This window comes from Variovorax sp. P1_H2, from assembly GCF_056405295.1.
In genome coordinates, this window is the sequence record NZ_JBFUCJ010000009.1 from 26,818 (window position 1) to 41,001 (window position 14,184).

Genomic DNA, 14,184 nt, shown 5'->3' on the forward strand with positions numbered 1-14,184 from the left:
GGATCGCCGGGGCCTCGTCGCGAGACGCCGGTTCGAGGCTCAGGCGCCGGCGCCGAGGCGCCGCAGCGCGGCCGTGAGGGCCGAGGGCGAACGGTAGCCGCTGCGGCGGGCCGCCTCGGCGACGCCGAGGCCGTGCTCGCGCAACTGCCGCGCATGCAGCAGGCGCTGCCTGCGCAGCCAGTGCATCGCGCTCATTCCCTGTTCGTCGCGGCAGCGTTGCGCGAACTGGCTGGGGCTCAGGCAGGCGAAGGCGGCGAGGTCCGCGACGCCCAGCGGCAGGTGCCAGCGCGCCTGCGCCCAGGCGGCGAGACCGGGCCAGTCGATGGCGCGGCCGCGGGCATTCGGAACGGCCGGCCCCCAGGCTTCGAGCAGCAGGTCCGGGGCATGGTGCAGCGTGGCCCGCGGCGGCACCGGCTGGGCGAGGCACAGCGCGAGGTGGCGGGCCAGCGACAGCGACAGCGGCGCCAACGGCGAGCGGCCGGCGCAGCGCGCCCACAGGGCCTGCGTGGTGTCGAGCACCAGGCACTGGCTGCCGGACTTCGATTCGAAATCGTGCCAATCGCCGGGCGCCACGACCCAGCCATCGCCGGGGGCGATGCGTCGGCCCCGGCCCTCGATTTCGAGTTCGAGCACGCCGTCGAGCCCCAGCAGCACCTGGAAATGCGCATGCGCGTGGCTGCCGCGCGAGGCGCCGTAGCGGCGCAGGGAGAGGCCGTGCGAAAGGGATGGAGATGCTTCGGGTCGCATGGGAGGATGCCGATTCTGATCGCCCCGCTGCCCGCTGCCCGCTGCCCGCCGTCACGCCAGCCGCAGCAGCAGCGCCGACGCGCCGCACACCACCAGGAAAGGGATGCCGAGGCGATGGAATTCGCGCAGCCCGTTCGGCAGCTTCGCCAGCCGCAGCGCGATCAGGTTGGCCAGCGAGCCCAGCACGCAGCCGAAGCCGCCGACGCTCACGCCTGCCGCCAGCGCCGGCAGGTCGTGCACGAAGGGGTCGAGCACGATGGCGGCGGGCACGTTGCTGATGACCTGCGAGGTGAAGATGGCCGCCAGGTAGGCGCGCCATCCTTCGCCGATCGGCAGGCCGCCGAGCAGCGTCGCCACCGCGGGCAGTTCGGCCAGCTGGCGCAGGTCGATGAACATCAGCGAGATGATCGCCAACAGCAGCCAGTCGACGCCCAGCAGCACGCGCGGGCGCAGCAGCAGGAAGGCGCCGAAGACCACGCCGAGGCCGGCCAAGAGCCAGTGGCGGTCGAGCGCGACCACGAAGCCGACGAACAGCAGGCCCGACAGCGCCAGCAGGCGCGGCAGCACCGGCGCCCTGTCGTTCGAGGGCTTGAGCGCGATCGGCACCCGCGGCACGCCGAACCAGATCGCGGCGAAGAGCCAGAACAGCATCACCGCCACGGTCGGCCCCATCATGGCCACGAAGCCGACGAAGCTCTCGCCGGAGCGATGCCAGAGGAACAGGTTCTGCGGGTTGCCGATCGGCGTCAGCGCCGAGCCGGCATTGACCGCCAGCGCCTCGATCACCACCAGCCGTGCCAGCGGCAGGTGGGCCTGGGTCGCCAGCACGCGCGTCAGCGGCACCAGCAGGAACAGGCTGACGTCGTTGGTGACCAGCGCCGACAGCACGGCCGCGCTGGCGGCCAGCAGCAGCACCAGGCTGCGCAGGTCGTGCGTGCGTGCCAGCAGCCGCGCCGCGGCGGCCTGCAGCATGCCGCTGCGCTCGACGCCCTGGGTGATGGCCAGGAGTCCGGCCAGCGCGCCGATGGTCTGCCAGTCGACCAGGCGGACGTAGTCCATCGGTGCGCGCGGGCGGACCAGGGCGAAGAGGATCGCCGCGGCCACCAGCACCCACAGCAGGCCGTTGCCGCCGCCTTCTTGCGGGCTCCCTTCCGGGATGGATTCAGCGCGCGTAGAGCTCACGCAGTTCGCGCTTGAGCACCTTGCCGATCGCGCTGCGCGGCAACTCGTCGATGAACTGCAGGCCGGCCAGCCGCTGGGTCTTGCCGAGCTGGTCGTTGGTCCATTGCAGGATCGTCCCGGCGGCGGTGTCGTCGCCGGCGCGGCGCACCACGAAGGCCACCGGCGTCTCGCCCCATTGCTCCGAAGGCACGCCGACCACCGCCACGTCGGCCACCGCCGGATGGGCCCGCACCACCGCCTCGAGGTCGCTCGGATAGATGTTGAAGCCGCCGCTGATGACCATGTCCTTCTTGCGGTCGAACAGTGTCAGGAAGCCGTCCTCGTCGAAGCGGCCGACATCGCCGGTGCGGATGAAGCGCTTGCCCGTGGGATCGAACCATTCGGCCTCGCGCGTCTTGCCTGGCTGGCGGTGGTAGCCGACCATCATGCCGGCCGAATGGCCGACCACTTCGCCGGCCTCGCCGCGCGGGACCTCGCGGCCGTCCTCGTCGATCAGCCGGATGTCGCTGCCTTCGGCCGGCTGGCCGACGGTGTGCAGCTTGTCGGGATGCAGGTGGGCCTCGAGGATGCAGGTGCCGCCGCCCTCGGTCATGCCGTAGAACTCGATCAGCCCGCCGGGCCAGCGCTTCAGCACGTCGGCCTTGAGCGCCGCGTTGAAAGGCGCGCTGGTGCTGAACTTGTACTGGAAGCTCGCGAGATCGTAGGCATCGAAATCGGGCCGCGCCATCAGGCGCTGGTACTGCACCGGCACCAGCATGGTGTGGGTCACGCGGCGGTCTTCGGCCAGCTTCAGGTAGGCCGCGGCGTCGAATTTCGGCATCAGCAGCACGCAGCCGCCGAAGGCGAGGGTGGGAAAGAAGACGACCAGCGTGGTGTTCGAGTAGAGCGGCGTCGACAAGAGCGTGACCGTCTCGGGCCCGTACTCGTACCTGGCGCCGCGCTGCACGTGGGCCCAGCGCATGCCGTGGCCCTGCACGATGCCCTTGGGCTCGCCGGTGGTGCCGGAGGAATAGATGATGTTGAAGGGCCAGGCCGGCTGTGGCTCGACGCTGGCCGGCGCCACGCCGGGCGCCGCCAGCCAGGCCTCGAACCCGCCCCCTGCGGCGGAGCCGTCGAGCGCGATGCGCGGGATGGCGCCGCCGGCCGCGGCACCGATGACCGCGGCCGCCGCTTCATCGACGAACAGGATGCGTGCGCCGGCGTCCTCGATCATCCGCGCCAGGCTGGCAGGCGTTGAGCCGGGTGCCAGCGGAGCCACCGCCACGCCGGCGCGCAGCGCGCCGAGGAACACGGCCCCGTAATTCACGCTCGATGCCGCGCAGATCGCGATGGCATCGCCGGCTTCGAGGCCGTCGCGCTGCAGGCTGGCGGCGATGCGGTCCATCAGCGCGTCGAGTTCGCCGTAGCTCAGTTCTCGGCTGGCGTCGGCCAGCGCGGGCCGCTCGGGGCGCTGCCGGGCGTGGATGGCAATCAGATCGGCGATCACGCCGAAGTCGCGGTCGATGGCCGCTTCGAAGTCGCTCATCAAGACCTCCCCGGTCGGGCTTCAGACGCCGGCGGCATGCGCCTGCTGATCGGCGTGATAGCTGCTGCGCACCATCGCGCCCACCGCCGCGTGGCTGAAGCCCATCTTGTAGGCCTCTTCCTCGAACATCTTGAAGGTGTCGGGATGCACGTAGCGGCGCACCGGCAGGTGGCTGCTGCTGGGCGACAGGTACTGGCCGATGGTCAGCATGTCGATGTCGTGGGCGCGCATGTCGCGCATCACCTGAAGGATCTCCTCGTCCGTTTCGCCGAGGCCGACCATGATGCCGCTCTTGGTCGGCACGTCGGGGTGCAGCGCCTTGAACTTCTTCAGCAGATTGAGGCTGAACTGGTAGTCGCTGCCTGGGCGCGCTTCCTTGTAGAGGCGCGGCGCGGTCTCCAGGTTGTGGTTCATCACGTCCGGCGGCGCGGCCTTGAGGATCTCGAGCGCGCGGTCGTCGCGGCCACGGAAGTCGGGCACCAGGATCTCGATCTGCGTCGTCGGCGAGAGCTCGCGGATGTTGCGGATGCAGTCGACGAAATGCTGGCTGCCGCCGTCGCGCAGGTCGTCGCGGTCGACGCTGGTGATCACCACGTACTTGAGGCGCAGCTTGGCGATGGTCTTGGCCAGGTTCAGCGGCTCGTCCTGGTCGAGCGGGTCGGGCCGGCCATGGCCGACGTCGCAGAACGGGCAGCGCCGCGTGCACTTGTCGCCCATGATCATGAAGGTGGCCGTGCCGTTGCCGAAGCACTCGCCGATGTTCGGGCACGAAGCCTCCTCGCACACCGTGTGAAGGTTGCTCTCGCGCAGGATCTGCTTGATCTCGTAGAAGCGGGTGGTCGGCGAGCCGGCCTTGACGCGGATCCAGTCGGGCTTCTTGAGCACCTCGCCCTGCACCACCTTAACCGGGATGCGAGACAGCTTGGCCGCGGCCTTCTGCTTGACGAGCGGGTTGTAGGTTTCGGGGCCTTGGGCCTCCCTCACCACGGACGGGACGACTTCGGGGGTGCTCATGGCAACTCTCTCTGACGGGGCTCAGGGCGCGAGGTAGGCGGCGAGCTTGCGGCCCAGCACCTGCGCGGCTTCGTCCCAGGTTGTTCGAACGCCGATTGTAGAAAGGTCGACGGTTTGAAGGCCTGCGTAACCGCAGGGGTTGATGCGCGTGAAGGGTTCCAGGTCCATGGCGACGTTGAGCGCCACCCCGTGGTAGGTGCAGTGGCGGCTGACCTTGATGCCCAGCGCGGCGATCTTGCCGAGGCCGCGGAACGGGTCCGCGGGGTGGGCCGGGCCGGTCAGCGCGGCATGCGAGAAGGGGTCGTCCAGCCGCACGTAGATGCCGGGCGCGCCGGCGACGCGGTGCCCGGTGACCTCGAAATGGGCCAACGTGCGGATCACGGCCTCCTCGATCCGGTAGACGTATTCCTTCACGTAGTAGCCGGCCCGCTTCAGATCGAGCAGCGGGTAGGCCACCACCTGGCCGGGGCCGTGGTAGGTCACCTGGCCGCCGCGGTCGGTCTGGACCACCGGGATCCCGCCCGGGTTCAGCACGTGGTCGGCCTTGCCCGCCAGGCCCTGGGTGTAGACCGGCGTGTGCTCGCAGAGCCAGAGCTGGTCGGGACTGTCCGGCGTGCGCTCCAGCGTCGCCTGCCGCATCGCCGCGTAGGTCGGGGCATAGTCGACGCGGCCGAGCAGCGTCGTCGAAAGCTCAGCGCTCCGGCCGGCGCCGGACCGCTCCAAGCCGGCCGCGGCCCCCTCGGGGGGCAGCGACGACACGAAGTGCGGAGCGTGGGGGCTCCGGCCGGCGCCGGACCGCTCCAAGGCGGCCGCGGCCCCCTCGGGGGGCAGCGACGACACGAAGTGCGGAGCGTGGGGGCTCAGAGCACCACCTTGACCATCGGGTGGCTGGACAGGGCGCGGTAGATGTCGTCGAGCTGTTCGCGGCTGGTGGCGGTGACGGTGATGGTCACGCCGAGGTAGTTGCCGGCCTTGCTGTTGCGCAACTCGATCGTGGTGGCGTCGAAGACCGGGTCGAACTGCTCGGCGATCTGCGTCACGGCATGCACGAAGCCGTCGGCCTTCGCGCCCATCACCTTGATCGGGAACATGGAGGGGTACTCGATCAGCGATTCCTTGCGGGCGTCGAGCGGTGCGGCGGGTGCGGTGGTCATGCGGGGACTCCTGGGTCTTGCGTGCTGCGCGCCTTGGCCTGCTGGTAGCCGGCGTAGAGCGCATGGTAGATCGGGCCGGGCTTGCCGGTGCCGATGGTGCGGCCGTCGAGCGCCACGACCGGCAGCACTTCCTTGCTGGCCGAGGACAGCAGCAGTTCGTCGGCGTCGAAGACCTCGTCGCGCGCGATGCGGCGAAGGCGGAAGGGAATGCCGGCATCGGCGCAGAGCCGCTCGATCAGGCCGTAGCGGATGCCCGCCAGCACCAGGTGGTCCTTGGGCGGCCCGCTGAGCGTGCCGTCCTTCACCACCCAGACGTTGCTGGAGGACGCCTCGCTGAGTCCCTCGTCGCGGAACATGAGGGTCTCGGCGGCGCCGGCCTCGACGCTGATCTGCCGCGCCAGCACCGCGCCGAGCAGGCTGGTGGCCTTGATGTGGGCCTTCTGCCAGCGGAAGTCGGGTGCGCTGACGCAGGCGACGCCCTGGGCGCGGGCCACGTCGGCCACCGGCTTCAGGGGGTTCACCATCATGAACACCGTCGGCGCGAGGCCTTGCGGCATCGCATGGTCGCGCGGCGCCACGCCACGCGTCACCTGGATGTAGATGCCCTGCATGGCCGCGCGCTGCGCCGGCGGCGCGGCATCGACCAGGCGCATCGCGATCGCCCGCCATTCGGTGGCCGGATGCGGGTTGCGGATCTTCAGCTCGGCCAGGGAGCGATCGAGCCGCGCCATGTGCTCGTCGAAGCAGAAGGGCTGTCCGCCATAGGCCGGTACCATTTCGTAGACGCCGTCGCCGAAGATGAAGCCACGGTCGAGCACGCTGACCTTGGCGTCGCGCAGCGGCGTGTAGCCGCCGTCGAGGTAGCAGAGGGTGTCGGGGAGGGCATCGGCAATCGGGTGCATGGGGAATTATGGTGGGGGCGCTTGGACGTTTGCCAAGCGATGTCGGAGCGTCCCGGCGCGGCGCCGGGGAACTTTTCCTGCTCCGCCGTACGGGCTGGCGGAACGCCATGGGTTTTTACTTATAATCAATGGCTTTGTAGAAATTCTGGGTCGTCATCCGGGCTTCATTCGAAATGAAAACAATCGCCCGCCATGAATCGAGTGAAGTCCCTGAGGACCTCGCGGACCCGGAAGACGACTTCAAGCCGCTGACAGCCGAGGAGGCCCAGCGGCTGCGCGACCGGAAGCCGTTGATCTCGCCCTGGCGGGTGATCGCGATTCAGGTCGTTGGGGGGCTGCTGGTGGCATTGGCCGCCTGGGGTCTGACAGGGAGGCAAAATCTGGGATGGTCGGCCGGATACGGCGCGCTCGCGGTGGTCATTCCCGCCGCGGTGTTCGCACGAGGTCTGACCGGACGCTTTGCGTCGCTGAATCCGGGCACTGCGGTGTTCGGATTCTTCTTGTGGGAAATGGTCAAGATGGCCTTGACGGTGGCGATGCTGATCGCCGCGCCAAGGCTGATTACGGCGCTGAGCTGGCCGGCGATGCTGGTGGGCTTGGTGGTGACAATGAAGGCGGCTTGGGTGGCAGTGATGCTGGGCCCCAAGCGCCTGAAACTTTGAGACGAGTAACGGATGGCTGCTGAAAACGCTGCGGAACACGGTATGACCGCTGGTGAATACATCGTTCACCACTTGACGCACCTGCAAAGCTCCAAGCCTGGAGGTGTGGCCGATCTCTCCGTATTCAACTTCGACTCGCTGTTCTTTTCGATTCTGCTCGGCGTGCTGGGCTGCTGGATCCTCTGGCTGGCTGCCCGCAAGGCGACTTCGGGCGTCCCGGGTCGCTTTCAGGCCGCGGTCGAGATCCTGATCGAAGTGGTCGACCTGCAGGCCAAGGGCATCGTCCACAACGCCCAGAGCCGCAAGTTCGTCGCCCCGCTGGCGCTGACGATCTTCGTCTGGATCTTCATGCTCAATGCGATGGACTTGTTCCCGGTCGACCTGTTCCCGGCCATCTGGGCGAAGATCTTCGGCGTCGCCGGCGGCGAACCGGAGCACGCCTATCTGCGCGTCGTGCCGACCGCCGACCTCTCGGTGGCCATGGGCATGTCGGTCTCGGTGCTGCTGATCTGCCTGTTCTACAACATCAAGATCAAGGGCCTCGGCGGCTGGATCCACGAACTGTTCACTGCGCCGTTCGGCAACCACTGGGCGCTGTACCCCTTCAACTTCGCCATGCAGATGATCGAGTTCGTCGCCAAGACGGTCTCGCACGGCATGCGGTTGTTCGGCAACATGTATGCCGGCGAACTGATCTTCCTGCTGATCGCCCTGATGGGCGGCGCCTGGACGCTGTCCGCCACCGGCATCTTCCTGGCGCTGGGCCACATCGTCGCGGGCACGGCCTGGGCCATCTTCCACATCCTGATCATCACGCTGCAAGCCTTCGTGTTCATGATGCTGACGCTGGTCTACATCGGCCAGGCGCACGATCACCACTGATCACCCGTTTTCGTTTTTCTTTTCTCTTCAACCAAAGTCCTCTAGGAGTCATCATGGAAGTTATCAGCTTTGTCGCACTGGCCGCCGGCCTGATCATCGGTCTGGGCGCTGTCGGCGCATGTATCGGTATCGGCATCATGGGCAGCAAGTACCTCGAGTCGGCTGCGCGTCAGCCCGAGCTGATGGGCGAACTGCAAACCAAGATGTTCCTGCTGGCCGGTCTGATCGACGCCGCGTTCATCATCGGTACCGGTATCGCGCTGTGGTTCGCAACGGCCAACCCGTTCCTCTCGCAAATCGCCAACCTGCCGAAGTAATCGGGTCCAGGCTTTCTCGTCGAACCCATGTCGTTCCGCGCTGAATGGCCTCGGATTCATTCCCAAAGAGAGGGTGAAAAGTGAGCATTACCGGTACCCTGATCGTTCAGATGATCGTGTTCCTGATTCTTGTCGGGTTCACGATGAAGTTCGTGTGGCCGCCGATCGCGAAGGCGTTGGACGACCGTGCCCAGAAGATTGCCGATGGCCTCGCAGCCGCCGACCGCGCCAAGAGTGAACTGACCGCCGCCAACAAGCGCGTGGAAGTCGAACTCGGCAAGGCGCGCAACGAGTCCGCCCAGCGTCTTGCCGATGCCGAACGTCGCGCGCAAGCCATCGTTGAAGAGGCCAAGGGCCGCGCCACGGAAGAAGGCAGCAAGATCGTTGCGGCCGCCCGCGTCGAGGCCGAGCAGCAGGCCATGAAGGCGCGCGAGGCCCTGCGCGAGCAAGTCGCCGCGCTGGCCGTCAAGGGCGCCGAGCAGATCCTGCGCAAGGAAGTGAATCCGGCCGTCCACGCCGATTTGCTGGCCCGCCTGCAGACCGAACTCTGATCACGCCATGGCCGAACTCGCCACCATCGCACGTCCCTACGCCGAAGCGCTGTTCAAGGCGTCGTCGTCCGACCTCGCCGGCACCGGCGCCTGGCTCGACAACGTCGTCGCCATCGCCGGCAACCCCGAGCTGATCCAGTTCGCGGACAACCCCAAGGCCACGCCCGAGCAGGTGCTCGGGGTTGTCGCCGCCGCGCACGGTTCGCCGCTGCCGCCGCACGCGAACAACTTCCTGATGGCGCTGCTCGAGAACGGACGCTTCCCCGCGCTGCCCGAGATCGCCAGGCAGTTCCGCACGCTGGCCAGCGCGCAGAGCGGCACGTCCGATGCCGTGGTGTACAGCGCCTTCCCGATCGACGGCGCCGCCCTGGGCAATATCTCCGCCGCGCTCGAAAAGCGTTTCGGCCGCAAGTTGCAGTTCACGGTCCAGCAGGACCCGTCGCTGATCGGCGGCATTCGTGTGGTGGTCGGTGACGAAGTGCTCGACACCTCCGTCAAAGCGCGCCTTGAACAAATGAAAGTTGCGCTGGCAGCCTGAAGGCGGCCAGCCCCTTACAAAGAAAGAAGGAAAGAGTCATGCAACTCAATCCCGCAGAAATTTCCGAACTGATCAAGAGCCGCATCGAGGGCCTCGGCGTCAGCGCGAACATCCGCAACGAAGGCACCGTGGTGTCGGTGACCGACGGCATCGTGCGCGTGCACGGCCTGTCGGACGCAATGCAGGGCGAAATGCTCGAGTTCCCGCCGTCGGCTGACGGCACGCCGTCGTTCGGCCTGGCGCTGAACCTCGAGCGCGACTCGGTCGGCGCCGTGATCCTGGGCGAGTACGAGCACATCTCCGAAGGCGACACCGTCAAGTGCACGGGCCGCATTCTCGAAGTTCCGGTCGGCCCCGAGCTGATCGGCCGCGTGGTGAATGCACTGGGCCAGCCGATCGACGGCAAGGGTCCGGTCAACGCCAAGATGACCGACGTGATCGAAAAGGTCGCCCCGGGCGTGATCGCCCGCCAGTCGGTCGACCAGCCGATGCAGACCGGCCTGAAGTCGATCGACTCGATGGTGCCGATCGGCCGGGGCCAGCGCGAGCTGATCATCGGCGACCGCCAGACCGGCAAGACCGCCGTGGCGATCGACGCGATCATCAACCAGAAGGGTCAGAACATGACCTGCGTCTACGTCGCGATCGGCCAGAAGGCTTCGTCGATCAAGAACGTGGTGCGTTCCCTGGAACAAGCCGGCGCGATGGAATACACCATCGTCGTGGCCGCCTCCGCTTCGGAATCGGCCGCCATGCAATACGTGAGCGCCTACTCGGGCTGCACGATGGGCGAGTACTTCCGCGACCGCGGCCAAGACGCGCTGATCGTCTATGACGACCTCTCCAAGCAAGCCGTGGCCTACCGCCAGGTCTCGCTGCTGCTGCGCCGCCCGCCGGGCCGCGAAGCCTACCCCGGCGACGTGTTCTATCTCCACAGCCGCCTGCTCGAGCGCGCCGCCCGCGTCAACGCCGAGTACGTCGAAGCCTTCACCAAGGGTGAAGTCAAGGGCAAGACCGGCTCGCTGACCGCACTGCCGATCATCGAGACGCAAGCCGGCGACGTGTCGGCCTTCGTTCCGACCAACGTGATCTCGATCACCGACGGCCAGATCTTCCTGGAAACCAACCTGTTCAACGCCGGTATCCGTCCCGCCATCAACGCCGGTATCTCGGTGTCGCGCGTGGGCTCGTCGGCACAGACGAAGATCATCAAGGGCCAGTCCGGCGGTATCCGTACCGACCTGGCCCAGTACCGTGAACTGGCTGCGTTCGCGCAGTTCGCTTCCGACCTCGACGAAGCGACCCGCAAGCAGCTCGACCGCGGTGCCCGCGTGACCGAACTGCTCAAGCAGGCCCAGTACAGCCCGCTGCCCATCTCGCTGATGGGTGCCACGCTGTTCGCGGTCAACAAGGGCTTCATGGACGACGTCGAGATCAAGAAGATCCTTTCTTTCGAACACGGCCTGCACCAGTTCCTGAAGTCCAGCCATGGTGCGCTGCTCGACAAGATCGAGCAGTCCAGGGCGCTCGACAAGGACGCCGAAGCCGAACTGAACACGGCGGTTGCCGCGTTCAAGAAGTCGTTCGCCTGATCGACGACCAAGGAAGGAAACAGTCCATGAGCCCCCACGCTCGCATTCACTCGCTGCCCCCCGAGGGGGCGCGTACCTCCTTGAGGCGGCTCGGCGGAGGTACCCATGGCAGCTGGTAAGGAAATCCGCGGCAAGATCAAATCGGTGGAGAACACCAAGAAGATCACCAAGGCCATGGAAATGGTCTCGGTTTCCAAGATGCGCAAGGCGCAGGAACGCATGCGCGCGGCCCGCCCCTACAGCGAGAAGATCCGCGACATCGCGGCCAACCTCGGCCAGGCGAACCCGGAGTACACGCACGCGTTCATGAAGACGAACGAGGCCAAGGCGGTCGGGTTCATCGTCGTGACCAGCGACAAGGGCCTGTGCGGTGGCTTGAACACCAACTTGCTGCGTGCCGTGACCGCCAAGCTGCGCGAGGCGCAAGGCGCCGGCAAGACGATCGAATCGGTCGCCATCGGCAGCAAGGGGCTCGGCTTCCTGAACCGCATCGGCGCCCGCGTGGTTTCGCACGTGACGCACCTGGGCGACACGCCGCACCTCGACAAGCTCATCGGGCCGGTCAAGACGCTGCTCGATGCCTACGCCGAGGGCAAGATCTCGGCCGTGCACCTCTGCTACACCAAGTTCATCAACACCATCAAGCAAGAGCCGATGGTGGAGCAGCTGCTGCCCCTGGCCGCGGAAACGCTTCGCACCGACTCGGGCCGTCACTCGTGGGACTACATCTACGAACCCGATGCGCAGAGCGTGATCGATGAACTGCTGGTGCGCTATGTCGAATCGCTGGTGTACCAGGCGGTGGCCGAGAACATGGCGTCCGAGCACTCGGCGCGGATGGTGGCCATGAAGGCTGCGACCGACAACGCGGGCAACGTGATCGACGAACTCAAGCTGGTCTACAACAAGACCCGCCAGGCAGGCATCACCAAAGAGCTGTCGGAAATCGTCTCGGGCGCCGCGGCGGCCGCCGGCGTCTGAGCCTTTCGGCCCTCAACAGATTTAAATTTTTATCGGAGCAGACATGGCTCAAGCAGAAGCAGTTCAAGGCAAGATCGTTCAATGTATCGGCGCCGTGGTCGACGTGGAGTTTCCGCGCGACAAGATGCCCAAGATCTACGACGCCTTGAAGTACGARGGCGGTGGCCTGACCCTCGAGGTGCAGCAGCAGCTCGGCGACGGCGTGGTGCGCACCATTGCGCTCGGCTCGTCGGACGGCCTGCGCCGCGGACTGATCGTGACCAACACCGGCGCACCGATCACGGTGCCCGTCGGCAAGGCGACGCTGGGTCGCATCATGGACGTGCTCGGCCGGCCGATCGACGAGCGCGGCGACGTCAGTCAGGAGCTCACCGCTTCGATCCACCGCAAGGCCCCCGAGTACGACGAACTGTCGCCCTCGCAGGACCTGCTGGAAACCGGCATCAAGGTGATCGACCTGGTTTGCCCGTTCGCCAAGGGCGGCAAGGTGGGCCTGTTCGGTGGCGCCGGCGTGGGCAAGACCGTGAACATGATGGAGCTCATCAACAACATCGCCAAGGCGCACTCGGGCCTGTCCGTGTTCGCCGGCGTCGGTGAGCGCACCCGCGAAGGCAACGACTTCTATCACGAGATGGCCGATTCCGGCGTCGTGAACCTCGAGAACCTCGGCGAGTCGAAGGTCGCCATGGTCTACGGCCAGATGAACGAGCCCCCGGGCAACCGTCTGCGCGTGGCCCTGACCGGCCTGACCATCGCCGAGTCGTTCCGCGACGAGGGCCGCGACGTGCTGTTCTTCGTCGACAACATCTACCGCTACACGCTGGCCGGTACCGAAGTGTCGGCGCTGCTGGGCCGGATGCCTTCCGCCGTGGGCTACCAGCCGACGCTGGCCGAAGAAATGGGCCGTCTGCAAGAGCGGATCACGTCGACCAAAGTCGGCTCGATCACCTCGATCCAGGCCGTTTACGTGCCGGCCGACGACTTGACCGACCCGTCGCCMGCCACCACCTTCGCCCACCTGGACTCCACCGTGGTGCTGTCGCGCGACATCGCGTCGCTCGGTATCTACCCGGCCGTGGACCCGCTGGACTCGACCTCGCGCCAGCTCGACCCGCTGGTCGTTGGCGAAGAGCACTACAACGTGGCCCGCGCCGTGCAAGGCACGCTGCAGCGCTACAAGGAACTGCGCGACATCATCGCGATTCTGGGCATGGACGAACTGGCACCGGAAGACAAGCTGGCCGTGGCCCGCGCCCGGAAGATCCAGCGCTTCCTGTCGCAGCCCTTCCACGTGGCCGAAGTGTTCACCGGTTCGCCCGGCAAGTACGTGCCGCTGTCCGAGACGATCCGCGGCTTCAAGATGATCGTGAACGGCGAAGCCGACCACCTGCCGGAACAAGCGTTCTACATGGTGGGCGGCATCGATGAAGCTTTCGAAAAGGCCAAGAAGGTCGCTTAAGGAATCCCCATGGCAGGCACCATTCACGTCAACGTGGTCAGCGCCGAGGAGTCGATCTTCTCGGGCGAGGCCAAGTTCGTTGCTCTGCCCGGTGAAGCCGGCGAGCTCGGCATCTACCCGCGCCACACGCCGCTGATCACGCGCATCCGCCCCGGCGCGGTGCGCATCGAGACGGCCGACGGCGGCGAGGAATTCGTCTTCGTGGCCGGCGGCATTCTCGAAGTGCAACCGACCACCGTGACCGTGCTGTCCGACACCGCGATCCGCGGCAAGGACCTCGACGACGAGAAGGCCAACGCCGCCAAGGCCGCGGCCGAGGAAGCGCTCAAGACCGCCAAGACCGACATCGACATCGCGATGGCGCAGTCGGAGCTGGCGGTCATGGCCGCCCAGCTGGCCGCCCTGCGCAAGTACCGCCAAAAGAAGTAATAAGCTCGCCCCCAGGTTGGACTCACTTCGTGTAGTCCGCCTCGAGTCGCTGCCAGAGGCAGCGGCTCTTCGGAGCCGTCCAAGCCTGCGCAGGCAGGCTTGGAGCCGCGGCTCCTCAGCCCCCTACCGGGGGCAACACCAGCAGCCCGGCAAAGCCGGTTCTGCGGTGTTTCTGGAAAAGAAAGCCGCCTTCGGGCGGTTTTTGCGTTGTTGGGGTTCTTGATTGGGGGCTTTGGACTTTATTTGGCC

The 14,184-nt window shown here is 66.8% G+C and carries 16 protein-coding genes; 9 read left to right on the forward strand and 7 right to left on the reverse strand.

Annotated features, from left to right (window positions below; genetic code table 11):
- Window positions 1-39 precede the first annotated feature (39 nt).
- The 7 genes from AC1D2E_RS05425 to AC1D2E_RS05455 form a co-directional block, all read right to left on the reverse strand.
- Window positions 40-747 carry an AraC family transcriptional regulator gene (locus tag AC1D2E_RS05425; RefSeq protein ID WP_478196459.1) on the reverse strand — a complete coding sequence of 236 codons (708 nt, stop codon included), beginning with the start codon at window positions 745-747 and terminating at the stop codon, window positions 40-42.
- Window positions 748-798: 51 nt separating this feature from the next.
- Window positions 799-1,929, reverse strand: coding sequence for an SLC13 family permease (locus AC1D2E_RS05430; protein WP_478196460.1), 1,131 nt, complete (start codon window positions 1,927-1,929; stop codon window positions 799-801).
- Window positions 1,910-3,454 carry a class I adenylate-forming enzyme family protein gene (locus AC1D2E_RS05435; protein WP_478196461.1) on the reverse strand — a complete coding sequence of 515 codons (1,545 nt, stop codon included), beginning with the start codon at window positions 3,452-3,454 and terminating at the stop codon, window positions 1,910-1,912. Before AC1D2E_RS05435 ends, AC1D2E_RS05430 begins: the two co-directional genes overlap by 20 nt.
- Window positions 3,455-3,475: 21 nt before the next feature.
- Complete coding sequence (gene lipA, locus AC1D2E_RS05440) at window positions 3,476-4,468, reverse strand: lipoyl synthase (protein WP_478196462.1); 993 nt, start codon at window positions 4,466-4,468, stop codon at window positions 3,476-3,478.
- Between the two features lie 21 nt (window positions 4,469-4,489).
- Window positions 4,490-5,191: a lipoyl(octanoyl) transferase LipB gene (gene lipB / locus AC1D2E_RS05445; RefSeq protein WP_478196518.1), complete on the reverse strand. Its 702-nt coding sequence runs from the start codon at window positions 5,189-5,191 to the stop codon at window positions 4,490-4,492.
- Window positions 5,192-5,328: 137 nt separating this feature from the next.
- Window positions 5,329-5,622, reverse strand: coding sequence for a YbeD family protein (locus AC1D2E_RS05450; protein WP_478196463.1), 294 nt, complete (start codon window positions 5,620-5,622; stop codon window positions 5,329-5,331).
- A complete protein-coding gene (locus tag AC1D2E_RS05455) occupies window positions 5,619-6,524 on the reverse strand; it encodes a D-amino acid aminotransferase (protein ID WP_478196464.1) in 906 nt (301 codons plus the stop codon). The genes AC1D2E_RS05450 and AC1D2E_RS05455 overlap by 4 nt, the downstream gene beginning before the upstream one ends.
- 173 nt (window positions 6,525-6,697) lie before the next feature.
- Here AC1D2E_RS05455 and AC1D2E_RS05460 point away from each other — a divergent pair, with 173 nt between their 5' ends.
- From AC1D2E_RS05460 to AC1D2E_RS05500, 9 genes are all read left to right on the forward strand, one after another.
- The gene (locus tag AC1D2E_RS05460; RefSeq protein ID WP_478196465.1) at window positions 6,698-7,186 is read left to right on the forward strand and encodes an ATP synthase subunit I; all 489 of its coding nucleotides are present in this window, start codon (window positions 6,698-6,700) and stop codon (window positions 7,184-7,186) included.
- Window positions 7,187-7,198: 12 nt separating this feature from the next.
- The gene (atpB, locus tag AC1D2E_RS05465; protein ID WP_478196466.1) at window positions 7,199-8,068 is read left to right on the forward strand and encodes a F0F1 ATP synthase subunit A; all 870 of its coding nucleotides are present in this window, start codon (window positions 7,199-7,201) and stop codon (window positions 8,066-8,068) included.
- Window positions 8,069-8,121: 53 nt separating this feature from the next.
- Window positions 8,122-8,385: a F0F1 ATP synthase subunit C gene (gene atpE / locus AC1D2E_RS05470; RefSeq protein ID WP_019657641.1), complete on the forward strand. Its 264-nt coding sequence runs from the start codon at window positions 8,122-8,124 to the stop codon at window positions 8,383-8,385.
- A gap of 80 nt (window positions 8,386-8,465) precedes the next feature.
- A complete protein-coding gene (locus tag AC1D2E_RS05475) occupies window positions 8,466-8,936 on the forward strand; it encodes a F0F1 ATP synthase subunit B (RefSeq protein ID WP_478196467.1) in 471 nt (156 codons plus the stop codon).
- A 7-nt stretch (window positions 8,937-8,943) separates the two neighbouring features.
- Window positions 8,944-9,474, forward strand: a complete 531-nt coding sequence (locus tag AC1D2E_RS05480; RefSeq protein ID WP_478196468.1) for a F0F1 ATP synthase subunit delta — start codon at window positions 8,944-8,946, stop codon at window positions 9,472-9,474.
- A 38-nt stretch (window positions 9,475-9,512) separates the two neighbouring features.
- Window positions 9,513-11,066: a F0F1 ATP synthase subunit alpha gene (gene atpA, locus AC1D2E_RS05485; protein ID WP_478196469.1), complete on the forward strand. Its 1,554-nt coding sequence runs from the start codon at window positions 9,513-9,515 to the stop codon at window positions 11,064-11,066.
- Window positions 11,067-11,171: 105 nt separating this feature from the next.
- Window positions 11,172-12,047, forward strand: a complete 876-nt coding sequence (atpG, locus tag AC1D2E_RS05490; protein WP_478196470.1) for a F0F1 ATP synthase subunit gamma — start codon at window positions 11,172-11,174, stop codon at window positions 12,045-12,047.
- 43 nt (window positions 12,048-12,090) lie between these two features.
- The gene (gene atpD, locus AC1D2E_RS05495) at window positions 12,091-13,506 is read left to right on the forward strand and encodes a F0F1 ATP synthase subunit beta (RefSeq protein WP_478196471.1); all 1,416 of its coding nucleotides are present in this window, start codon (window positions 12,091-12,093) and stop codon (window positions 13,504-13,506) included.
- Window positions 13,507-13,515: 9 nt separating this feature from the next.
- Window positions 13,516-13,935 carry a F0F1 ATP synthase subunit epsilon gene (locus AC1D2E_RS05500; RefSeq protein ID WP_478175191.1) on the forward strand — a complete coding sequence of 140 codons (420 nt, stop codon included), beginning with the start codon at window positions 13,516-13,518 and terminating at the stop codon, window positions 13,933-13,935.
- Window positions 13,936-14,184 lie beyond the last annotated feature (249 nt).